The sequence below is a fragment of the Amycolatopsis rifamycinica genome (genome assembly GCF_000695625.1).
Taxonomy (GTDB): Bacteria; Actinomycetota; Actinomycetes; order Mycobacteriales; family Pseudonocardiaceae; genus Amycolatopsis; species Amycolatopsis rifamycinica.
The window spans coordinates 1-24,083 of record NZ_JMQI01000026.1 but is presented as its reverse complement, the minus strand read 5'-3'; the positions used below and the strand labels follow the sequence as shown (position 1 = coordinate 24,083).

The following is a 24,083-nucleotide window of genomic DNA, read 5'->3' as shown; positions in this document are numbered from 1 at the left end:
GCGGCGGCCATCCACTCGGGGCGCCGATCCCGGGCGCTGCCGGGGAGCCCGGACCTTCGGAGCGCCCGTGCCGGGGACGGGCCGGGTGGACTCCCCTGACACCGGTGTGCCGCCGCGAGCCCCGATCACCCGCCTGGCGCGGACCCGGTCCGGGCGGGCCGCGGGGCGCGGCCGTGGGAACGGATCGGGAACCGGGCCGGTGACAATACCGTCGACAACTGGCACCAGATCTTCGTGGCCGCGGTGCTCCTTCGGTGGATCGCGGTCCACCGCACTGTGGGGGGTCGAGATGACGCGGCGGGGTACGGGTGACGCGGCCGGGGCCCGGCACGGCGCCGCGGACGTGGTGGCCTGATGGCGCCGGACCGGCCCGGCCCGCCGGGCACGCGGCTGCTGCTGTGCTTTCCCGCGCTTTCGCTCGCGCGGAAAGCGGTGCGCAGCGGGCTCGATCCGTGGCTGCTCGCCGACCGGGCGCACCAGCGGGTGTTCACCCCGCTCGCCGGGGGCCGGCTGGTCCTGGTGGACCCCGGCGACGAGGCCGCCGTGGCGGCGGCGGTGGCCAGGGTGGTCCGGGAGCGGGCGATCACCCACGTGCTCGACGCCACGGGGTTTCCGGTCGCCGGGGTCCCCGGCCCCGAGTCCGCGCGGGCGCCGCACGTGCTGGCGGACATCGGCGAGCTGGGCCGGGTGCTCGCCCGCAGCCGCCACCCCATGGTGCGCACCCGGGTGGTGGCCGCCGCCGGGGACGTTCCCGCGGCGGCGGCGGAGATCGGCTGGCCGGTGGTGGTCCGCTCGGAGTGCGAGCAGACGGTGGTGTGGTCGGCACCGGCCCTGGAGCGGTGGCTGGCCGCGCCGGGCAGGCGTGCGCCCTTCGCGGTGGCGGAGTTCGTGGCCGGGCCCGAGGTGGTGACCACGACCCTGACCCACGACGGGATGCACCGGGTCGTGGGGCTCACCGCCCGGCGGCCGGGCGCGCACGGGGTCCGCTACCTGCACCCGGCGCCGCTGCCCGAGTCCGCCGCGATGGCCGTGCGGGCCGCCGTCACGGCGATGCTGGACCTGGTGGGCTACGAGTTCGGCCCCGCGGAGACCACCGTCGTGCTGGCCGACGACGGGCCGCGGATCGTCGGCTCGCGGCCGTGCTTCGGGACCCGCGGCATCCCGCGCCTGATCAAGACCGCCACCGGCTTCGACGTGCAGACCGAGCTGTTCCGCGCACTGGCGGGGGTCCCGGTGCATCCCCCGGTGCCCCGGTGGTTCGCCGCCGTCGAGTTCTTCCGGCCGTTCGCCGGGCGGCCCGGTGACGGCCTGCCGGGCTTGCGTGTGCTGGCCGAAGGCGCGACACCGGAGGCCGTCGAAGCGCGTCTCGACGCCGCGCGCGACAGCGTGCCGCCGACGCGGAACGATGACTGTTATGTCCGTTTTGCCGGAAATACCGTGCGGGTGGAAGTGAGCGGTATCGAGGACGGAATGGATTGGGAACAGCGCTTGTGACCATGGTCTCGTCGATGGCGAGAAAGGAAATGGTGACATGCGAAGCGGTTCGGCGATCAGCGGGAAGCGCGGTGCCGAGGTGGTGTGCACGGGTCTGCTCGTGCTCGCCGTCGCCGTGGGGGGTCTCGGCGTGACGGGGACGCGGTCCGCGGGGTCGTCGCTGACGCCCGGCGCGCGCGCCGCGCTCGCGGTCCCCTTCCCCGGCGGCCGGGACTCCGGCGAGGGGCCGAACTGAGCCTCGGCACCGGGGCACCGCGAGGAAATTCCATCCGCACGCCGTTTTTCGGGGAGAACGACAGTGAGCGACGAGCGAAGCGCGACGCCGGTCCGGCGGGAGGCCCGGCGGTGACGACGATCGAAGAACCCACGGTGCCGCCGCCGGTGCGGCCGGACATGCGCGCACTGGTCCGCGAGCTGGCGACGGCCCGGCGGCGCGCGGAGGACGGGCCCGGCCCGGACGCCACCCGCGCCCAGCGGGCCAAGGGCAAGCTGACCGTGCGCGACCGGCTCGACCTGCTGTTCGATCCCGGCTCCTTCCGCGAGATCGAGCGATTCCGCCGCCACCGTTCGTCCGGGTTCGGGTTGGAGCACCGGCGGCCCGCGACCGACGGGGTGGTCACCGGCTGGGGCACGGTGTCCGGCCGCACGGTGTTCGCCTACGCGCACGACTTCCGGATCTTCGGCGGCTCGCTGGGGGAGGCCCACGCGGAGAAGATCCAGAAGCTGATGGACATGGCCGCGGCGGCGGGCGCCCCGCTGGTCGCGCTGTCCGACGGCGCGGGCGCGCGCATCCAGGAAGGGGTGACCGCGCTCGCCGGGTACGGCGGCATCTTCGAGCGCAACGTCCGCTTCTCCGGGGTGATCCCGCAGATCAGCGTGATGCTCGGCCCGTGCGCCGGTGGCGCGACCTATTCGCCGGCGCTGACCGACTTCGTGTTCATGGTGCGCGGCGTGGCGCAGATGTACATCACCGGACCGGACGTCGTGCGCTCGGTCACCGGCGAGGACATCACCCACGAGCAGCTCGGCGGAGCCGAGGTGCACGCCACGGTGTCCGGCGCGAGCGGGTTCGTCTACGACACCGAGCAGGAGTGCCTCGAAGACGTCCGGTACCTGATCTCCCTGCTGCCGTCCAACAACCGCGAGCCGGCCCCGCCGGTGGTGCCGTCGGACCGTCCCGACCGCCGCTGCGAGCGGCTGGTGGACATCGTGCCCGCCGACGGGGCCCGCGCCTACGACATGCGCGCGGTCGTCGAGGAGATCGTCGACGACGGCGAGTTCTTCGAGGTGCACGCGTCCTGGGCGGAGAACGTGATCTGCGCGCTCGCCCGGCTGGACGGGCACGTGACCGGGATCGTCGCCAACCAGCCCGCGGTGCTGGCCGGCGTCCTCGACATCCACGCCGCCGAGAAGGCCGCGCGGTTCGTGCAGATGTGCGACGCCTTCAGCATTCCGCTGGTCACGCTCGTCGACGTGCCGGGTTTCCTGCCCGGCCGCGACCAGGAGCACGGCGGCATCATCCGCCACGGCGCGAAGCTGCTCTACGCCTACTGCAACGCCTCGGTGCCCCGCGTGCAGGTCGTCCTGCGCAAGGCCTACGGCGGCGCCTACATCGTCATGGACTCCCGGTCGATCGGGGCCGACCTGTCCTTCGCCTGGCCCACCAACGAAATCGCGGTGATGGGTGCCGAAGGCGCGGCGAACGTGGTGTTCCGCCGGGAGATCAGCACGGCGCTGGACCCCGAAGCCGTGCGCGCCAAGCTGATCGAGGAGTACCGGACGAGCCTGATGCACGGCTACCACGCCGCGGAACGAGGCCTCGTCGACGACGTGATCGACCCCGCCGACACGCGGCGGGTGCTGATCGACGCGCTGGGCACCCTGCGGGGCAAACACGCGCAGCTGCCCTTGCGCAAGCACGGGAACCCGCCGACATGAGGCCGGCCGTCGTGATCAGGCGGGGCACGCCGGACGACGCGGAACTGGCCGCTTTGCTCGCGGCGGTCGCCGTGCTGCGCCGCAAATCCGCACCGCCACCGGGATGCAATCGCCGGGCCGGGGCCTCGTGGACGCCCGCCGGCCGGGCCTACCGGCCGCCCGGCATGTGGACGTCGGGGTGAGATCCGTTCCCCGGCGGGAGTGTGCCCGCCGGACCGCCGCCGCGCCGGAAGCCCGGTGCACCGAACCGAGGAGAGCCCATGCTGGAAATCAGCCTGCTCGGACCCCTGCGGGTGGAAGGCCCCCACGGGGAGTTCGGGACGACCTCCACCAAGATCAGGCAGGTCCTCGCCCTGCTGGCGCTGGAGAGCCCCAGCGCCGTCGACGTCGACCGCATCACCGAGGAGCTGTGGCCGCAGCGGCCGCCGAAGTCGGCACTGGGCACCGTGCAGACCTACGTCTACCACGTGCGCAAGCACCTGACCGCGCACGTCGGCTCCGGGAGCAAGCTCCTCGCCACCGTGCGCCACGGCTACCTGCTCGACATCGACCCGGAGTGCCTCGACGTCCGCCGGTTCGAGCGGGCCGTGCGGGAGGGCCGGGCGGCGCTGGACGCCGGCCGGGCCGCCGACGCCTCCGCCCGGATGGACCGGGCACTGGCCATGTGGCGCGGGGCCGCGCTCGCCGACGTGCGGCAGGGACCGGCGCTGGACGCCGAAGCCGCGCGGCTGGAGGGCCTGCGCGAGGCCGCGCTCGAACTGCGGGTCCAGGCCGACCTCGAGCAGGAGCACCTGCCCGAGGTGATCCCGGAGCTGCAGGCGCTGATCCGCCGCTACCCGCTGCGCGAGCGCTTCCACCACCAGCTGGTCACCGCGCTCAACCGGGCGGGCCGGCGCGCCGACGCGCTCGTCGCCTACCAGCACACCTGCCGCGTGCTCAACGAGGAGCTCGGCCTCGACCCCTCCGACGAGCTGCGCCGGCTGCACCACCTCGTGCTGACCGGCGCGCCGTCCGGAGCGCCCCGCCGCACGTCCGCCCTCGAGCACCCGGTCCCGCTGTGACGGCGACGACGGGAGGAACCATGGACATCGACACCACCGGCGTCGACCACGTGCTGAGCACCACCCGCGCGGTCCGCCGCAAGCTCGACCTCGACCGCCCGGTGTCGCCGGAGGTCCTGGAGACCTGCCTGCGGTTGAGCACCTACGCGCCTTCGCCCGGCAACCAGCAGAGCTGGCGCTGGATCGTCGTGCGGGACCCGTGGTCGCGCAAGCAGCTCGGGGCGCTGTTCCGGGAGGTCGGACGCGCCTACCTGGCCGGCGTGCGCGCCGAGCTGGGCGCCGCGGTCGCGCACCCGCCGGTCCGCCGGATGGTCGGTTCCGTGCAGCACCTGATCGACGTCATCGACCGCGTCCCGGTGCTGGTCGTCCCGTGCGTCCAGGGCACCCCGCCGTCGGGCAACGCCGAAGCGGCTTCGTTCTACGGCGGGATCTACCCCGCCGTGTGGAGCTTCCAGCTCGCGCTGCGCTCCCGGGGCCTCGGCACCGTCCTGACGACGTTGCACCTGCAGCGGGAGCGGGAGGCGGCGGAGATCCTCGGCCTGCCCGCGGACGTGACGCAGGTCGGCCTGCTGCCGGTCGCCCACACGACCACCACGGACTTCCGCCCGCCGGCCCGCCGTCCCCTCGGCACCGTCGCCTTCCTCGACACGTGGGGCCGTCCCCTGACCTGACCAGCCAGTTCTCTGAGAGCGGAGCAGCCATGCCCGTCGCCAACGGCGGCAGCGTCGTGCTCTTCCCCGGCCAGGGCACCCAGGCCAAGGGAATGGGCGCGGACCTGTTCGAGCGGTTTCCCGACCACGTCGCCCTCGCCGGCGAGGTCCTCGGCTACGACATCGCCCGGCTGTGCCTGGAAGACCCGGACGGCCGTCTCGACGACACCCGCTACACCCAGCCCGCGCTCTACGTCGTCAACGCCCTGTCCTACCTGGACCGGCTCCGGCGCGGGGAGCCCGAAGCCGACGTGCTGCTCGGGCACAGCCTCGGCGAGTACAACGCGCTGCTGGCCGCGGGCGCCTTCGACTTCGAAACCGGGCTGAAGCTCGTCGCCCAGCGCGCGGTCCTCATGGCCGGGGAGAACGGCGGGGCGATGCTGGCCGTGCTGGGCGTCCCGGCCGACGAGCTGGCCGGGCTGCTCGCGGCCGACGGACTGACCACAGTGGACATCGCGAACCGGAACACGCCCACGCAGAACGTGGTGTCCGGCCCGGAGCCCGACATCGACCGCGCCAAGCAGGCGCTGACCGCCCGGGGCGTGCGGGTGGCCGCGCTGCGCGTGTCGGCCGCCTTCCACTCGCGGTACATGCGTGCGGCGGGCGAGGAGTTCGCGGCCTTCCTGCGCGGGTTCACCTTCGCCCCGCTGCGCCGGACCGTGATCGCCAACGTGACCGCGCGCCCGTACCGCGACGGCGAAGTGGCGCGGACGCTCGGCGACCAGATCGCGGGCACCGTGCGGTGGGCCGACAGCGTCCGCGCGGTGCTGCGCCGGCTGCCCGCCGCGGACTTCCGGGAAATCGGCGGGGAAGGAGTGCTGACGAGAATGGTGCGGCAGATCGACGCGACGCCGGTGTCCCCGGCCGTGGCCCCGCGCCGGGTGTTCACCGTGGCGTTCGCCGGCGGCGACGAAAACGCCTACCGGCCCCTCGCCGCGCACCTCGGCGGGCTGGACGTGGTGCCGCTCGAACGGCCGGGCCGCGGCCGCCGGGTGGCCGAGCCGCTGTCGGCGGACGTCGACGCGGTCGTGACCGACCTGCTGGACCAGCTGCGGGACCGGCTCGACGAGCCGTACGCGATCTACGGCCACAGCCTCGGCGCCCGCCTGGCGTTCCTGCTCTGCCGGCGCATCCGGGCCGAACACCTCCCGGGGCCGCAGCGGCTGGTCGTCTCCGGGGAGTGCGGCCCGTCGGTGCCCAGCCGGGAACGCGACACCTGGCGCCTGACCGGGGACGCGTTCTGGGCCCACCTCGACCGGCTCGGCGGGGTGCCCGCGCAGCTGCGGCAGTTCGAAGACCTGATGGCGCACTACGAACGCGTGCTGCGGGCCGACTTCACCGTGCTCGGCCGGTACGCCCACCGCGACGAACCGCCGCTGGACGTGCCGATCACCGTCGTCACCGGGGACCGCGAACCGTTCACCGACGCGGAGATCGCGGCCTGGCAGCGCGAAACCACCGAGCCGCTGCTGAGGCACCGGCTGCCCGGCGACCACTTCTTCATCCGCGAGCACTGGGCCGCCCTGGCGGACCTGATCGGCGGGACCGAGCCGCGGACCGCCGCGGCTGCGTCCCGCCCGTGAACCACACCCGCCCGACCGAGGGAGGAACTCCGATGCCCGACCCGACGTTGACCGCCGAGCTGAAGAGCTACCTGGAGAGCGAAGCGCTCTTCCGCTTCGGCGACGAGATCACCGAGGACACCGACCTGTTCAAGGCCGGGGTGCTCGACTCGTTCGGCTACCTGGCCCTGATGAACCACGTGCACGAGCGCTACGGCGTCGAGCTGGGGGAGAACCTGCTCGACAGCGTGCTGGTGTCGCTGCGCGGCATCGCCGAGTTCGTCGAGTCGGCCGCGGTCCCGAGCGCGGACGGCCGGTGACGCCGGGATGTGCGGAATCGCCGGTGTGTACGGCGGCGACCGGTCGCCGGAGGGCCACCGGGAGCTGATCGAAGGGATGCTCCGCCAGATCGAGCACCGCGGCCCGGACGAGGCGGGCTGCTACCTGGACGACCGGCTCGCCATGGGCACGGTCCGGCTGAGCGTCATCGACCTCGCGAGCGGGTCGCAGCCGGTCGGCAGCGCCGACGGGCGGTGGTGGCTGTGCTACAACGGCGAGCTCTACAACTACCGGGAGCTGCGCCGCGAACTGCGGGCGCGCGGGATCCGGTTCCGCACGGACTCCGACACCGAGGTCGTGCTGCAGGCGTGGCTGACCTGGGGCCGAGACTGCCTGTCCCGGTTCAATGGCGCCTTCGCCTTCGCGATCTACGACTCCGCGGCCGGTGAGCTCACCCTGGTGCGCGACCGGTTCGGCAAGCGCCCGCTGTTCGTGGCCCGGCACGGCGACGGCTGGCTGTTCGCCTCGGAGATGAAGGCCTTCCTCGCCTACCCGGGGTTCCGGTTCTCCTTCGACCCCGCCCAGCTGGCGTCAATCTTCGCCACTTGGACGCCGCTGCCCGACCACAGCGGTTACCGCGGTGTCGAGCAGGTGCCGATGGGCGAATACCTGTGCCTGCGCGGCGACCGCGTGGACCGCGGCCGCTGGGCCGAGCTCGACCTGACGCCCGGCCCGGCCCCGGAGTCCGAGGCGGCCGCGATCGAGCGGGTCCGTGCGGAACTGGCCGCGGCGGTGGACGTGCGGCTGCGCAGCGACGTCGAGGTCGGCGTCTACGCCTCCGGTGGCCTGGACTCCTCGATCATCGCCCACCTGGCCGCGCAGCGGCAGCCCGCCGGCCTGCGGACGTTCTCCGTGGAGTTCGAGGACGCCCGCTTCGACGAGTCGGCCGAGCAGGCGGCGCTCACCGAGCGGCTCGGGACCCGCCACCACGCCCTGCGGGTGCGTGACGAGGACATCGTGGGCGCGTTCCCGGCCGCGGTCCGGCACGCCGAGGTCCCCGCGTTCCGCACCGCGTTCGTCCCGATGTACCTGCTCGCCGAGCGGGTGCGCGAGGCCGGGATCAAGGTGGTGCTCAGCGGCGAGGGCGCGGACGAGGCCTTCCTCGGCTACGGCCTCTTCAAGGACGCGCTGCTGCTGGAAGCCTGGGACGAGCTCGACGAGCAGGCGCGGCTCGACCGGATCGCGCGCAGCCACCCGTACCTGCCGCACTTCAGCGACGAAGGCGCGGCGCGGCGGTTGCTGGGCCTGTACCGGCGGTTCACCGAAGAGCACCTGCCAGGGCTGTTCACCCACCAGATGCGGTTCCAGAACGGCCGGTTCGCGGTGCGGCTGCTGCGTGAGGCGGCCGACCCGTTCGGCCCCGCACAGCGGCTGGTGGCCGGGGAGCCGGGGTACGTCGGGCTCGGCACCGTGCAGCGGGCGCAGTGGCTGGAGTTCCGCACCCTGCTGGCCGGCTACCTGCTGTCCACCCAGGGCGACCGGATGGCGCTCGGGCACGGCGTCGAGAACCGCTGCCCGTTCCTCGATCCCGCCGTGGTGCGGCTGGCCGCTTCGGTCAACCACCGCTTCGGCGACCCGTTCGACGAGAAGTACCTGCTCAAGCGCGCCTACGCGGACGTGCTGCCGGAGCGGGTCCTCGCCAAGGGCAAGTTCCCCTACCGGGCCACCGACAGCGCCGCGTTCGTGCGCGCGTGCCCGGACTACCGCGACCTCCTGACCGACAGGTCCACTTTGGACGAGATTGGGGTGCTCGATCCCGAGTTCACCCGAGCGCTCGTGGACCGGGTCTTCGACGGCCCCGCCGAACGCGTCGGCACCAAGGAGAACCAGGCGTTCACCTTGCTGGCTTCGCTGTTCTGGCTGCACCACTGGTTCGTCCGCGGGCAGGCCCGCGACAGCGCGCCGCTGCGTTCCGGGCTGCGCGTCACCGACCGCCGTACCAGCATGCTGCCGGCCTAGCCGGGCACGGAAGACGAGGACTGCTCATGAGCCACCCCTCCGGTGACCCGGCCGGTTCCGACGTCGCCATCGTGGGCGCGGCGCTGCGGCTGCCGGGCGCCCGCACCATCGACGAGTTCTGGGCGAACCTGGCCGGCGGCCACTCGCTGATCCGCGAAGTCCCCGCGCGGCGCTGGCGCGCCGCCGACCACGCCGGCGACCCGCGCCGCGACGGCGACAAGACCAGCAGCGTCTGGGGCGGGTTCGTCGACGACGTGGAGTGCTTCGACGCGGACTTCTTCCACGTCTCCCCGCGCGAGGCGCGGCTGATGGACCCCCAGCAGCGCATGGCGCTGGAACTGAGCTGGCACGCCATCGAGGACGCCGGCTACCGCGGCGACCGGCTCGCCGGCTCGCGCACCGGCGTGTTCATGGGCGTGTGCCACTGGGACTACGCCGAGCTCGTCGAGCAGGAGCACGACCGGATCGACGCCTACTACCCGACCGGCTCGGCGTACGCGATCATCGCCAACCGCGTGTCGCACCACTTCGACTTCCGCGGGCCGAGCGTCGTCAACGACACCGCCTGCGCGAGCTCGCTGGTCGCGGTGCACCAGGCCGTCCAGGCCCTGCTGGCCGGCGACTGCGAGCTGGCACTGGCCGGCGGGGTGAACCTCGTCTGGTCACCGCGGCACTTCATCGCGTTCAGCAAGGCGGGGATGCTGTCCCCGACCGGGCGCGCCCGGGCGTTCGACGCGGGGGCCGACGGCTACGTGCGCGGCGAAGGCGGCGGTGTCCTGCTGCTCAAGCGCGCGGCGGACGCGCGGCGCGACGGCGACCCGGTGCACGCGATCGTCAAAGGCGTCGGGACCAACCACGGCGGCCGCACCAACTCGCTCACCGTGACCAACCCGGACGCCCAGGCGCAGCTGATCGTGGACACCTACCGGCGGGCCGGGATCGACCCCGCCTCGGTGAGCTACGTGGAGGCGCACGGCACCGGCACCCCCGTCGGCGACCCGATCGAGGTGCGCGGGCTGAAGAAGGCGTTCGCCGCGCTCGGCGACACCCGCACCGGCCAGGAGTGCGGGATCGGTTCGGTCAAGCCGAACATCGGGCACCTCGAAGGCGCCGCGGGGATCGCGGGCATCCTCAAGGTGATCGCGGCGATGCGGCACCGCAGGCTGCCGGCCACCGTCGGGTTCGAGCGGCTGAACCCCCTGATCAAGCTGACCGGCACACCGTTCCACGTCGTCGACCGGCCGGCGGGCTGGACACCCGACGGCGACCGCCCGCTGCGGGCCGCGGTCAGTTCGTTCGGGTTCGGCGGGACGAATGCGCACGCGGTCCTGGAGGCGCCGGGCGGGGTGCCCGCGGAGGTTGCTTCGGGTGGCGTGTCGGCGGGGACTGCCTCGGGCGGTGTGTCGGCGGAGGCTGCCTCAGGCGGCGTGTCCGCGGAGGCTGCCCCGGCCACCGAGGAATGGCTGCCGGTGTCCGCCATGGACGATGAGCGGCTGCGCGAAACCTGCGCCGGGCTGGCCGCGTGGGCTCGGGCGCGCCTGGCCGAGGGCGAGGCGCCCGCGCTCGCCGACGTCGCGCACACGCTGCGTCACGGCCGGGTCCCGATGCCGGCCCGGGTGGTGTTCCGCGCCGCGGACCTGGCCGGGTGGGCCGGGCAGCTCGAGTGCGTCGCCCGCGGCGAAGCCGAGCCGGAAGGATGCCTGCGCGGGCAGGCCGGCCCCGACGGCGCCCTCGCCGCCGGCCTGGAGGAAGCCGACGTGGCCGAACTGGCGGCGCGCTGGGCGGAGCAGGGCCGGGCCGGGAAGTTCGCCCGCGCCTGGGTGCACGGCCTGCCCGTGGACTGGTCGGCCTGGCCCGCCACCGGGCGGCGCGTGCACCTGCCCGGGTACGCCTTCGCCCGGACGCCGTTCTGGTTCCGGCCGCTCGATCCTGCGGCGCCCGGCCACCCGTCGCTCGGCGAAGGCCGCGAGTCCGGCGGCGGCTGGACGTTCCCGCTGGTCTTCACCGCCGGCCAGGACTTCGTGGGTGACCACGTCGTCAACGGGACTCCGGTCGTGCCGGGCGTCGCCGTCCTCGGGCTCGTCCTCGCCGCCGCGGCGCGCATCGGCGGGCCCGGTGTCCCGAGCGTGCGCCACTTCGGCTGGATCCGGCCGTTGGCCGTGCCCGGCGAACGGCTCGCTGTGCGACTGCGGCTGGTGCCCGCCGGTGACGGCTACGACGTCGCCGTCCTCGGCGAGTCCGGCGAGCGGTACGCGGCCGGGCGGCTCGTGGCCGGGTCGAGCTCCGGCGAGCAGGCGGACCCGGCCGGGCTGCGCGCGCGGTTCGCCGAGCCCTTCGACGTCGGCGACGGCTACGCGGCCCTGCGGGCCAGCGGGATCGAGCACGGGCCGGCGTTGCGCGGGCTCGAAGCGGTCTCCCGCGGCGCGGACGGGGTCCTCGCCCGCATCCGGGTGCCGGCACCCGGCGGATGGCTGCTGCCCCCGGCGGTGCTCGACAGCGCACTGCAGGCCGTCCTCGCCCTGGGCACGGACGGCCCCGGCGGCTGGCGCCGGCCCGCCGCGGCCTCGGTGCCGTTCGCATTGGACGAGCTGACCCTCTACGCCCCGGTCGGCACCACCGCATGGGCCGTGATCCGCCCCGCGAACAGCGACGGGTCCAAAGTGGACATCGACGTGCACGGCGACGACGGCGCACTCTGCGCCCGGCTGCGCGGTTACACCGCCCGCCCGCTCGCGCCGAAGCCGGCCGAGGGTGACTTGGAAGCGCGGCAGGGGCGGGGGTCCGCACCGGCGCTCGCGGCGGGGCCGGCCGACGGTGACTTGGTGGAAGCGCGGCAGGTGTGGGCGCCCGCGCTCGCGGCGAAGTCGGCCGAGGGCGACTCGGTGGAGGTGCGGCAGGGGTGGGGGCCCGCGTCGGCGGCCGGAGCCGTGGTCGCGCCCATGGCGAAGCCGCTCGAGGGTGATCTCCCGGAGGCGCGGCAGCCCGCACCCGCACCGGCGCTCGCGACGAGGCTGGCCGAGGGCGACTCGGTGGAGGCGCGGCAGGGGTGGGTGCCCGCGTCGGCGGCCGGAGCCGTTGCTGCGCCTATGGCGAAGCCGGCCGAGGGCGATCTCCTCGAAGTGCGCCAGGTGTGGCGGCCCGCGCCCCCGCCCGCGCCCGTGGGCAGCACCGCAGGCCCGCTGGTGGTGCTGAACGCCGTCCTGGCCGAGGCGCCCGCCGCGGCCGTTGCGGGCCGGCTGGATGCGGAGGTCCTGCCGCTGCCCGTCGTGTCTCCCGCCGCGCCCGCGGAGGCGGCGGCCGTGTTCGACGCCTGCTACCGGCACCTGCGCACCCTGCTCGGCCGGCCGGGGACGGCGGCCCGGACCGTGCTCGTCGTCGCCCCGGGCGCCCCGGACGACCCCGTGTACGCCCCGCTCGCCGCGGTGCTGAAGTCGCTGCGCAAGGAGAATCCGGCCGTCCGGGGCAAGCTCGTGCTCGTCGAGGGGTTGGGCGCGGACGACGCCGGCCGGTTCGAGGCGATCGTGCGTGCCGAGGCCGGCGCGGCCGAGGTGGAAGTCGCCTACGACCGGGACGGGCGGCGCCTGCGGCGGGAGAGCGTGGAACTGCCGGTGGCCGACGGCGGCGAGTCGCTGCTGCGCCCCGGCGGCGTCTACTGGATCACCGGCGGTGCGGGCGGCGTGGGCCGGCTGGTCGCCGCGCACCTGTGCGACCGCTACGGCGCCACCGTGGTGCTCGGCGGCCGCGGGGCTCCCGGCGCCGAGGTCGAGGCGCTGCGGGACCGCTACGGCGACCGGATCCACCACCAGCCGGTCGACGTGACCGACGCGGGCGGTGTGCGCGCCGCCGCCGCGGCGATCCGCGAGCGGTTCGGCCGCCTCGACGGGGTGTTCCACGCCGCCGGGGTGCTCGCCGACGGCCACCTCGTGGCCACGCCGCCGGAGGCGACCGCCGCGGTGCTCGCGCCCAAGCTGGCCGGCACCGCGCACCTCGACGCCGCCTGCCGGGAGCAGGCGGCGGGCTTCCTGCTGCTGTTCGGTTCGGTCGCGGGCGCGTTCGGCAGCGCGGCGCAAACGGCGTACGCGGCGGCGAACGCCTTCCTCGACGCCCACGCGGCGCGGGCGTCGGGCCTGACGGTCCGCGTCGTCGACTGGCCGCTGTGGGCCGAGGGCGGCATGCGGGTCGACGCGGCGACCGAGGCCTACCTGCGGAAGACGACGGGCACCGTGGCGCTGCCGACACCCGTGGCGCTCGCCGCGCTGGAGCGCGCGCTGCGCGTCGACGCGCCCGTCCAGCGGGCCGTTCTGTTCGGGGAGGCGGCGAAGCTGCGCCGGTACGCGGGCCTGGTCACCGGCGAACCCGCCGTCCGTCCGGCTCCGGCGGCGACGGGGGAGTCCACAGTGGATGACCGCACGCTCGCCGCGCGGGCCGAGGACCACCTGCGGCGGCTGTTCGCCGAGCTGACCGGGCAGGACCCGGAGCGCATCCGGCCCGACGAGAAGCTGGAGCGCTACGGCATCGACTCGCTCGTCGTCGTGGACCTGACGAGCCGGCTGGAGGACGACTTCGGCTCGCTGCCCAAGACGCTGTTCTTCGAGCACGTCGACCTGCGCGGCGTGGCGGGCTACCTGCTGGCCGAGCACCGCGACCGGCTGCGGCAGATGTTCGGCGCGGCACCCGAGCCGGAGCCCGAGCCGCAGACCCAGCCGGAATCCCAGCCGGAACCCCAGCCCGCACCCGCACCGGCGCCCGTCCCGGTCGCGAAGAGCGAGCCGCGGGCCGAACGGGACAGCCACGACATCGCGGTGATCGGCATGGCCGGGCGCTATCCGGGTGCCGACACGCTGGCGGAGTTCTGGGAGCTGCTCAGCGAAGGGCGGCACAGCTTCGAGCCGGTGCCGCGTGACCGGTGGCGTCACGAGGACCTCTACTTCGACGAGCGCGACGTGCCCGGCAAGACCGTCGTCAAGACCGGGACGTTCCTGCGCGACATCGACGCGTTCGACCCGCGCTACTTCGCGATTTCCCAGCGGCAGGCGGAACTGATGTCCCCTGAGGTCCGGCTGCTGCTGCAGGCCGGCGTGACGGCGCTGGAGGACGCGGGCTACTCCCGGGAGACGATCCAGCGCCGCTACGAGGGTGACGTCGCCGTGCTCGTCGGCTCGATGAACAACAGCTACTCCCTCTACGGGTTCCAGAACGCGCTGGTGCGCGGCACGGCCACCAGCGGCAGCGAGATCGGCGTGTTCGCCAACATGCTGTCCTACTTCTACGGCTTCACCGGGCCGTCGATGTTCCTGGACACGATGTGCGCCTCGTCCTCGACGTGCGTGCACCAGGCGGTGCGGATGCTCCGGGCCGGCGAGTGCCGGATGGCCGTCGTCGGCGGGATCAACCTCATGCTGCACCCCTACGACCTCATCGCGACGTCCCAGGCGCACTTCACCAGCAAGACCGCCGACGTGCTGCGCAGCTACGGGATCGGCACCGACGGCACCGTGCTCGGCGAGGGCGTGGGGATGGTGGTGCTCAAGCCCCTGTCCGAAGCGATCGCCGACGGCGATCACGTCCACGGCGTCATCCGCGGCACCGGCATGACCAACGCTGGCGTGCGCAACGGCTTCACCGTGCCGAGCCCCGCCCAGCAGGCCCGGGCCATCGAAAAGGCGCTCGACGACGCCGGCGTGGACGCGCGCACGATCAGCTACCTCGAAGGCCACGGCTCGGCGACGTCGCTGGGCGACCCGATCGAGATCAAGGGCGCGACGACGGCGTTCCGCCGCCACACCGCCGACCGCGGCTTCTGCGCGCTGGGCTCGGTCAAATCGAACGTGGCCCACCTGCTGTCCGGCTCGGGCATCGCCGGGCTGACGAAGGTACTGCTGCAGCTCAAGCACCGCACGCTCGCGGCGTCCCTGCACGCGGAACCGGCCAGCCCGGCGATCGACTTCGCCGACACGCCGTTCGTCGTGCAGCACGAGCGCGCCGAATGGCGCCGTCCGGTGATCGACGGGCGGCCGGTGCCCCGGCGGGCCGGCGTGACCTCGATCGGGGCCGGTGGCGCGAACGTGCATCTCGTCGTCGAGGAGCACGAGAACCCGGCGCCGCGGCCGGACGCGGGCGTGCCGCGGCTGCTGGTCTGCTCGGCGACGACGCCGCGGGCGCTCGGCCGGGTGCTGCGCGACCTGCACGCCTACGTGCGCACCGAACGGCCGGGCCTGGACGCGCTGGCCTACACCCTGCAGACCGGCAAGAACGAACTGCCGTGCCGGCTGGCGTTCACCGCCGAGGACCTCGCGGCCGCCGAAGCCCGGCTGGCCGAACTGTCCGAAGTGGATTGGGACGGCCCCGTGCGGATGCCCGGCGGCGTCCGGTTCACCTCCAGCACGATGAGCGTGTCCCGGCCCCCGGACGGGGAAGAGGTGACGCGGGCGCTCGCCGCGGCCGACCTCGCGGCCCTGGCCGGGTACTGGACCGCGGGCGCGGCCGTGGATTGGGACCTGCTCTGGCCGCCGGGCACCCGCCCGGCCAAGCTGTCGCTGCCCGCCTACCCGTTCGAGAAGGTCCGGTGCTGGTACCCCGGCTTCGACGACGCGCCGGACGTGCTGCGCCCGCTCGCCTTCACCCGGCGCGAGCACCCGTGGGTCGGCGTCAACCGGTCGGACCTGAGCGGGATCCGCTACCGGCTGCCGCTGCGCGGCGACGACCTGCTCGACTACGTCTACTCGGTCCGCCGCGAACGCCGGTACGCCACGGTCGCCTTGCTGGACGGCGTGCTCGCCTTCGCCGACGTCGCCGGTCTCGACGGGGACGGGTGGGCCGTCCGCGACGCCCGCTGGGGCGCCCTGCCCGCTCCCGCGGCGGAGGAGCGGCAGCTGGAGTGGCGGCTGGGCCGGCGGGACGGCGTCCACCAGGCCGAACTGCGTGCCGAGGACGGCACCCTCCTGTTCAGCGCGGACGTGGTGCCCGCCGAAGCGGCGGAAGGCGGGACCGAGCCGGCGGTGACCGCGCTGCTCTCGCTCGACCAGGACGCTTTCTACGCGAAGCTGGGCGAGCTCGGCGTGGATCCGCGGCCGTACGCCCGCGTCGTCGAAGGCGTCGCCGAACTCGGCGGCCGGCTCCTCGTGCGGGTCGCCGAGCCCGCGCGGCGCCAGGACCCGGCCCCGCGGCGCGTGCGCATCCCGGCCTGGGTGTGCGCCGGGCTCGTGCAGGGCGTGCAGTACCTGACCGGCGACGCCGACGCCGCGATCGGGCAGCTCGCCTCGGCGACCGGCGGAGACTTCGGCCGCACCCGTGCCCTGCTGGTCGAGGGCACCGGGGACGCCTGTTTCGACATCCGCCTGCTCGACGACACCGGCCGGGTGCTGGGCCGGTTCGCCGGAGCCCGGTTCGGCGCGGTTCCCCCGCCGGACGAGCCGGCCGGCACCCCGGACGACGACCTCCGCGCCCGGCTGACCGGCGTCGTCCGGGAGACGGTCGCCGAGCTGCTCAAGCTGGACCCGGCCGAGGTGGACGAGGACACCCACTTCCCCGCCTACGGTTTCGAGTCGATCACGCTCGCTTCGCTGGCCACCGAACTCGGCGCGCGGCTGGGGACCGACCTGCGCCCGTCGGTGTTCTTCGAGTTCCCCAACATCCGCGGCCTCGTCGGCAAGCTGGCCGGGGAGGTGCGGGAACGGGAACCGGCGGAACGGGCGGCCCTGTCCGCCGCCACGCCCGCCACGCCCGCCGCGTCTGCCACGGCTGCCACGGCTGCCGCGCTTGCCACGGCTGCCGCGCCTGCCGCGGCCACCACGGCCACCACGGCGGCCGCGCCCGCCACGCCTGCCGCGCCGGCCACCCCCGCCACGGCCACCACGGCCGCCGCGCCTGCCGCGTCTGCCGCGCCAGCCACTCCCGCCACAGCCACCGCGCCCGCCACGGCCACACTCGCGCCCGCCGAACCCGGCACCGGCGCGGTGGCGATCGTCGGCATCGCCGGGCGGTTCCCCGGCGCGGACGACCCGGACGCCTTCTGGGCCCGGCTGCGGGCGGGCGAGGACCTGGTGACGTCCTACCCGGGCGACCGGTTCGACGACCGTTACGCCGACGTCGTGGCGCGCGCGGACTTCCCGAAGTTCGCCGGGCTGCTGCGGGACGTCGACCGGTTCGACGCCGACTTCTTCGCCGTGTCGCGGCTGGAAGCCGAGCTGATGGACCCGCAGCACCGGCTGGCGCTGGAAACCGTGTGGACGGCGCTGGAGGACGGCGGGTACCCGCCGGTCCGGCTGCCCGCGGACACCGGCGTCTTCTTCGGCGTGTCCGGCACCGACTACCACCACCTGCTCAACGCCAGCGGGGTCGCGCCCGAGGCCTACACCGCGACCGGCAACTCGCACGCCGTGCTCGCCAACCGGCTTTCGTTCCTGCTCGACGTGCACGGGCCGAGCGAGCCGGTCGACACCGCGTGCTCCAGCTCGCTCGTCGCGCTCCACCGCGCGGTGGAGAGCATCCGGTCCGGGCGGTGCGGCATGGCGATCGCCGGCGGGGTGAACCTGCTGCTGAGCGTGGACACCTTCGCCGCGGCGGAACAGGCCGGGATGCTCAGCCCGGACGGGCGGTGCAAGACGTTCTCGGCGGCCGCCGACGGGTACGTCCGTGCCGAGGGCGCGGCGGCCGTGCTGCTCAAGCCGCTGGCGGCCGCGCTGCGCGACGGCGACGTCATCCGGGGCGTGATCCTGGGCAGCGCGGAGAACCACGGCGGCCGGGCCGCGTCGCTGACCGCGCCCAACGCGGCCGCGCAGGCCGAAGTCGTGCGGACGGCGATGGCCGGGATCGACCCGGACACCGTCGGCTACGTCGAAGCGCACGGCACCGGCACGGCGCTGGGCGATCCGGTGGAGGTCGACGCGCTCGCCACGGCCTACCGGGACCTCGGCGCCTCGGCGGGCCGCGTCCGGGCGCTGGGCTCGGTCAAAGCGAACATGGGCCACGCCGAAGCGGCGGCCGGCCTGGCGGGCCTGCTGAAGGTGCTGCAGCAGATGCGCCACCGCGAGCTGCTGCCGGTGCTGCACTGCGACCGGCTGAACCCGCACCTGCGGCTCGAGGGCAGCGGCTTCGAGGTGGTGCGCGAGCTGCGCCCCTGGGCACCGGTGACGGACGCGGCCGGGCGCGAACTGCCGCTGCGCGCCGGAATCAGCAGCTTCGGCTTCGGCGGCGTCAACGCCCACGTCGTCGTGGAAGCGCCGCCGGACCGGCCGGCACCGGCACCGGCCGCGGGTCCGCAGGCGATCGTGCTGTCCGCCCGCGACGCCGACCGGCTGCGCGCGCGGGCCGGGGACCTGCGTGACTTCCTCGTGCGCGCCCTGGCCGACGGCCACGCGCCCGCCCTCGCGGATCTGGCGTTCACGCTGCAGGTGGGCCGCGAGGAGATGGAGCACCGGCTCGGGTTCGCCGCCGGCAGCGTCGAAGACGTCGTCGCGGCGCTCGGCGCGTTCCTCGACGGCACCGCCCGCCCGGGGCTGCACACCGGCGTCCTGCGGCGCGCCCGCGGGGCCGCGGTGGCCCGGGACCGCACCCCGGACCCGGCCGCGACGGCCGCGGCGGGCACGGGCGACCTCGACCGCCTCGTCGCCCTGTGGTGCGAAGGCCGCGTCGTCGGCTGGGCGGACCTGCACCCCGCCGGGGCCCGCCGCACCGTGGCGCTGCCGTCGTACCCGTTCGCGCGCCGGCGCCACTGGGTGCCGGAACCCGAACCGCCGACGTTCGACGTGGCCGCGCGCGCGGCCCTGCTCGACGAAGTCCTGGCCGACCGGGTGAGCCCCGATGCCCTCGGCGTCTGAAGCCGGTCCCTCGTCCCGCTGGAAGGGAGTTCCCGCAGTGACCCGCAGCACCCTGCGCGTGCCCGCGTGGCGCGCCGAACCGGCAGGCCCGGCCGCTCCGCCGGCCGGCGCCCGCCGGCTGGTCCTGGTGTGCGACCTGCCCGGCGCCGCCGTCCGCGACCGGCTCCCCGGCGCCTCGCTCGCCGAGGTGCCCGGCGGCGGCGACGACCCGGCCACCGCCTACGAACGGGCCGCGATCCGGCTCTTCGGCGAACTCAAGCGGCTGCTCTCGGCGCCGGCGGGCCGTCCGTGCCTGGTGCAGGTCGCCTGCCGGGCGGGCACGGTGTTCCCCGGCCTGCTCGGCCTGCTGCGCACCGCCGCCCAGGAGGACCCGGCGCTGCACGGGCAGCTGGTCGAGTTCGCCCACGAGCCGTCGGGCGACGAGCTGGCCGAGGCACTGGCCGCCGAATCGGGTGCCGGACGCGATCACGTGCGCTACACCCCGGCGGGCCGGCAGGCCCCGCACTGGGCCCCGGCACCGGCCACCGCCGCCCCGGCGGCGTGGCGGCCCGGCGGCGTCTACCTGATCAGCGGGGGAGCGGGCGGGATCGGCCGCCTGCTCGCCGAAGACGTGACGCGCCGCGCCCCGGGCGCGGTCGTGGTCCGGTGCGGCCGGGCCCCCGAAACCGGCGCCCCCGGGGAGTACCACAGCGTCGACGTCACGGACGCGGCCGCGGTGCGCCGGCTGGTCGAGGACGTCGTCCGCGCCCACGGGCGGCTCGACGGCGTCGTGCACGCGGCGGGCGTGCTGCGGGACGGTTACCTGATCCACGCGTCCTATCAGGACTTCCGGCGCGTGCTCGCGCCGAAGGTGAGCGGCGTGGTCCACCTCGACGAGGCGACCCGCGACCTGCCGCTCGACTTCTTCGCCGCGTTCTCCGCCGCCGCCGGGGCGCTCGGCAACGCGGGCCAAGCCGGTTACGCCGCGGCCAACGGGTTCCTCGACGCCTACCTCGGCGTCCGGGCCGGGCTGGCCGCCCGGGGCGAACGGCACGGCGTCGGTGTTTCGCTGGGCTGGCCGCTGTGGCGCGACGGCGGCATGCACCCGCCCGAGGAGGAGCTGCCCGCGCTCGCCGAGCGGTTCGGCCCGCCGCTGGAGACCGCGGCCGCGCTGGAGGCCCTGCACGGAGCGATCGCGCTCGGTGCCGCCCACGTCGTGATTTCCGGGGAAGGGGACGAAATGCACGCGAAGCCGGCCGATCTGCCCGCCCGGGTGCTGGCCCGCTTGAAGGACCTGCTGGCCGAGACGATGCGGCTCGACCCCGCCCGGCTCGACGCGGCGGCGCCTCTGGACGGCTACGGGATCGACTCGCTCACCGTCACCCGGCTGAACCGGCGGTTCGCGCAGTGGTTCGGGGCGCTGCCCAAGACGCTGCTGTACCAGTACCCGACCCTCGGTGACCTGGCCGCCCACCTCGCCGAGCACTATCCCGACGGCTGCGCCCGCTGGCTCGCCGACGTGCCCACGGCCCCTGGGGCGGCTGCTTCCGCGACCGCTTCGGGCGCCACCTCCGAGCCACCGACTGCTTCCGGGGCGCCTTCGATCGCCGGGGCCGCGCCGGTGCCCGAAGCCGCGGTGTCTCCGGCCACCGCTTCCGTTCCGGCGCCCCGCCCGCGCACGCCCCGCCCGCGCACGCCACAGCCCGTCCCGGCCGGCGAGCCGATCGCCGTCATCGGCCTGAGTGGGCGGTACCCCGACGCCCCCACCCTGGACGAGTTCTGGGCGAACCTGCGGGCCGGCCGCGACAGCGTCCGGGAGGTCCCCGCCGCACGGTGGTCACTGGACGGCTTCTACGAGCCCGACAAGCAGCGTGCCGTCGAAGAGGGCGCCAGCTACAGCAAGTGGGGCGCGTTCCTCGACGGCTTCGCCCGGTTCGACGCCGCGTTCTTCGGGATTTCGCCGCGGGAGGCCGCCGACATCGACCCGCAGGAACGGCTGTTCCTGGAAACGGTGTGGTGCGCTCTCGAGGACGCCGGGTACACCCGTGCCCGGCTGGCCGAGCGGCACCAGGGCCGGGTCGGGGTCTTCGCCGGCGTGACCAAGACCGGCTTCGACCGCCACCGCCCGCCGGCCTCCGGGGGGCTCCGGCCCGCGCCGCGGACGTCCTTCGCGTCACTGGCCAACCGCGTGTCCTACCTGCTGGACCTGCGGGGACCGAGCCTGCCGGTGGACACGATGTGCTCGGCTTCGCTGACCGCGATCCACGAGGCGTGCGAGCACCTGCGCTCCGGCGCGTGCGAACTGGCCATCGCCGGCGGCGTGAACCTGTACCTGCACCCGTCGACCTACGTCGAGCTGTGCCGGGCCCGGATGCTCGCCGCCGACGGACGCTGCCGCAGCTTCGGCGCGGGCGGCGACGGGTTCGTCCCCGGCGAAGGCGTCGGCGCGGTGCTGCTCAAGCCCCTGGCCGCGGCCGAGGCCGACGGCGACCCCATCCACGCGGTCATCCTCGGGTCCGCGGTCAACCACGGCGGCCGCACCAACGGCTACACCGTGCCCAACCCGCGGGCCCAGGCCGCGGTGGTGCGCGAGGCCCTCGACCGGGCCGGGCTGAGCGCCGCCGACGTCGGCTACGTCGAGGCACACGGCACCGGCACCCGGCTCGGCGACCCGATCGAGATCGACGGCCTCACCCAGGCGTTCGCCCCGGACGGGCCCGCCGCGGGCTCCTGCGCGCTCGGCTCGGTCAAGACCAACATCGGCCACCTGGAGGCGGCGGCGGGCATCGCCGGGCTGACCAAGGTGGTGCTGCAGCTGCGCCACGGCGAGCTGGCGCCCAGCCTGCACGCCGGGGAACCCAACCCGGACATCGACTTCGCCGCGACGCCGTTCGTCCTCAGCCGCGGCGGCGGTGCGTGGCCGCGGCCGGAGGGCGGACGGCGGATCGCCGGGATCTCCTCCTTCGGCGCCGGGGGCGCGAACGCGCACGTGATCGTGGCCGAGCACCGGCCCGTCCCGGCGCCGGCCACCCCGCTGCGCCACCCCGTGCTGCTGCCGCTGTCCGCGCGGACCGAGCAGGACCTGCACGCCCGTGCCGCCGCGCTGGCGTCCTGGCTGGACCGCCAGGACGCCCCGGACCTCGCCGCCGTCGCGGCGACGCTGCAGACCGGCCGCGAGGCCATGACCGAACGGCTGTGCTTCGTCGCGCACGACGTGCGCGAGTGGCGTGAGCAGCTGCGGGCCTTCCTCGCCGACCCCGCCGCCGACGGCCCGTGGTGGCGCGGGCGCGTCCGGGCCAGCAAGGAAACCCTGGCCGCGCTGGCCGGCAAGGCCGAGCTGCGCGCGCTCGTCGAGCGGTGGGCCGCCGACGGCCGGTGGGATGAGGCGGCGGCCTTCTGGGCCAAGGGCGCGCCGCTCGACTGGTCCCAAGTGGACAGTGCGGTGCCGGCGGCGCGCCGGGTGCACCTGCCCGGGTACCCCTTCGCCGGGCCGGAGTTCTGGTTCGGGCCGTCGACGCACGAGACGTCCTCCGCACCGGCGCGGCCGGCGGCTCCTGCCGGGGAGGCGGACGCGGAACAGGTCCTGCTGGCCGAGCTGGCGGACATCCTCCAGCTGCCGCCCGGCGAGATCGAGCGGCACCGGCCGTTCGCCGACTACGGGCTCGACTCGATCCTCGGCGTGAGCCTGGTGCACCGGCTGAACGAGGCGCTGGGCACCGCGATCGACACCACCGACCTGTTCGACCACGGCACCCTCGCCCGCCTCGGCGCGTTCCTGACCGGGGTGCGGCCGGCGGCGGCCCCCGCCGGCCGCCGCACGCCGGACGACGACGCGATCGCGATCGTCGGGATGGCCGCCCGCTACGGCGACGCGGAGAACCCCGACGAGCTGTGGGACCACCTCGTGGCCGGCACCGACCTCGTCGAGCCGGTCACCCGCTGGCCGCTGGCCCCGGAGGTCGGCTGCCGCGCGGGCAGCTTCCTGCGCGGCATCGACCGGTTCGACCCCGCGTTCTTCGGCATCTCCGGCGTCGAGGCGACCGCGATGGACCCGCAGCAGCGGATCTTCCTCGAACAGTGCTGGAACGCGCTCGAGGACGCCGGCCGCACCGGGGAACGCCGCCCCGGCGACCGGACCGGCGTCTACGTCGGCTGCTACGCCGGCGACTACGCCGAGCACCTGGACGGCACGGCCCCCGCGCAGGCGCTGTGGGGCACCATGGGCTCGGTCGTCGCGTCCCGGATCGCCTACCTGCTCGACCTGACCGGCCCGGCGCTCACCGTGGACACCTCCTGCTCCAGCTCGCTCGTCGCGATCGACCTGGCCTGCCGCGACCTGCGGGCGGGCACCACCGACCTCGCCATCGCCGGTGGCGTGTTCGTGCAGACCACCCCGCGCCTCTACGCTTCCGCCGCCCGGGCCGGGATGCTCTCGCCCACGGGCCGGTGCCGCAGCTTCGACGCCGGCGCCGACGGGTTCGTGCCGGGCGAGGGCGCCGGCGCGCTCGTGCTCAAGCGGCTCGCCGACGCCGAGCGCGACGGCGACCACGTCCACGCCGTGCTGCGCGCCTCGGGCGTCAACCAGGACGGCACCACCAACGGGCTCACCGCGCCGAGCGCGGCGTCCCAGGAACGGCTGCTGCGCGAGGTGCACGCCGGGATCGAGCCCGGCGGCGTCCAGCTCGTGGAGGCCCACGGCACCGGCACCCCGCTGGGCGACCCGATCGAGTTCCGCGCCCTGTCGCGGGTGTTCGACGGCGCCCCGCCGGGCAGCGTCGCGCTCGGCTCGATCAAGACCAACGTCGGGCACACCCAGTTCGCCGCCGGGGTGGCGGGGGTGATCAAGGCGGTGCTCGCCCTGCGCCACCGCACGATCCCGGCGACGCTGCACTTCACGGCCGCGAACCCGCGGATCCCGCTGGACGGCAGCCCGTTCAGGGTGCCGTCGGAGACCACCGGCTGGGCCGAGCCCGCGCGGGGCCCGCGCCGCGCCGCGGTCAGCTCGTTCGGGGCCAGTGGCACCAACGCCCACGTGGTGCTGGAGGAGTACCAGCGCACCCCGGCCGCCGACGCGCCGGGGGAGCAGGCGTTCCTGCTGTCGGCCCGGAGCTCCGACGCCCTGCGGTCGGTGGCCGGGCGGCTCGCCGCGCACCTGGAACGGCAGCCGGAGCTGTCCGCCGCGGAAGTCGCCTACAGCCTCGCGGCCGGCCGCGCGCACCTGCC

Annotated in this window: 11 protein-coding genes; all 11 read left to right on the top strand. The window is 75.2% G+C overall.

The window, feature by feature from the left end; translation table 11 throughout:
* Positions 1-354: 354 nt before the first annotated feature.
* Positions 355-1,494, top strand: a complete 1,140-nt coding sequence (locus DV20_RS43055) for an ATP-grasp domain-containing protein (protein WP_051735931.1) — start codon at positions 355-357, stop codon at positions 1,492-1,494.
* Between the two features lie 37 nt (positions 1,495-1,531).
* Positions 1,532-1,729, top strand: coding sequence for a hypothetical protein (locus DV20_RS12170; protein WP_043779538.1), 198 nt, complete (start codon positions 1,532-1,534; stop codon positions 1,727-1,729).
* Positions 1,730-1,887: 158 nt separating this feature from the next.
* Positions 1,888-3,432 carry an acyl-CoA carboxylase subunit beta gene (locus DV20_RS12165; protein WP_084093460.1) on the top strand — a complete coding sequence of 515 codons (1,545 nt, stop codon included), beginning with the start codon at positions 1,888-1,890 and terminating at the stop codon, positions 3,430-3,432.
* Positions 3,429-3,614, top strand: coding sequence for an acyl-CoA carboxylase epsilon subunit (locus DV20_RS47315; RefSeq protein WP_152603685.1), 186 nt, complete (start codon positions 3,429-3,431; stop codon positions 3,612-3,614). The genes DV20_RS12165 and DV20_RS47315 overlap by 4 nt, the downstream gene beginning before the upstream one ends.
* A gap of 78 nt (positions 3,615-3,692) precedes the next feature.
* On the top strand, positions 3,693-4,493 hold the full coding sequence (locus tag DV20_RS12160; protein ID WP_051735929.1) for an AfsR/SARP family transcriptional regulator: 801 nt from the start codon (positions 3,693-3,695) through the stop codon (positions 4,491-4,493).
* Positions 4,494-4,513: 20 nt separating this feature from the next.
* Positions 4,514-5,164 carry a nitroreductase family protein gene (locus DV20_RS12155; protein ID WP_043779536.1) on the top strand — a complete coding sequence of 217 codons (651 nt, stop codon included), beginning with the start codon at positions 4,514-4,516 and terminating at the stop codon, positions 5,162-5,164.
* Positions 5,165-5,193: 29 nt separating this feature from the next.
* Positions 5,194-6,786 carry a thioesterase domain-containing protein gene (locus DV20_RS43430; RefSeq protein ID WP_063607795.1) on the top strand — a complete coding sequence of 531 codons (1,593 nt, stop codon included), beginning with the start codon at positions 5,194-5,196 and terminating at the stop codon, positions 6,784-6,786.
* Between the two features lie 32 nt (positions 6,787-6,818).
* Positions 6,819-7,085: an acyl carrier protein gene (locus DV20_RS12145; RefSeq protein ID WP_043779533.1), complete on the top strand. Its 267-nt coding sequence runs from the start codon at positions 6,819-6,821 to the stop codon at positions 7,083-7,085.
* A 7-nt stretch (positions 7,086-7,092) separates the two neighbouring features.
* On the top strand, positions 7,093-9,063 hold the full coding sequence (gene asnB / locus DV20_RS12140) for an asparagine synthase (glutamine-hydrolyzing) (RefSeq protein ID WP_043779531.1): 1,971 nt from the start codon (positions 7,093-7,095) through the stop codon (positions 9,061-9,063).
* Positions 9,064-9,089: 26 nt separating this feature from the next.
* Entirely contained in the window at positions 9,090-18,881 is a 9,792-nt protein-coding gene (locus tag DV20_RS43050; protein ID WP_051735928.1) for an SDR family NAD(P)-dependent oxidoreductase, read from the top strand.
* A gap of 37 nt (positions 18,882-18,918) precedes the next feature.
* Positions 18,919-24,083, top strand: a 5,165-nt coding sequence (locus tag DV20_RS12130; RefSeq protein WP_152603684.1) for an SDR family oxidoreductase, incomplete at its 3' end; no start/stop codon positions are given.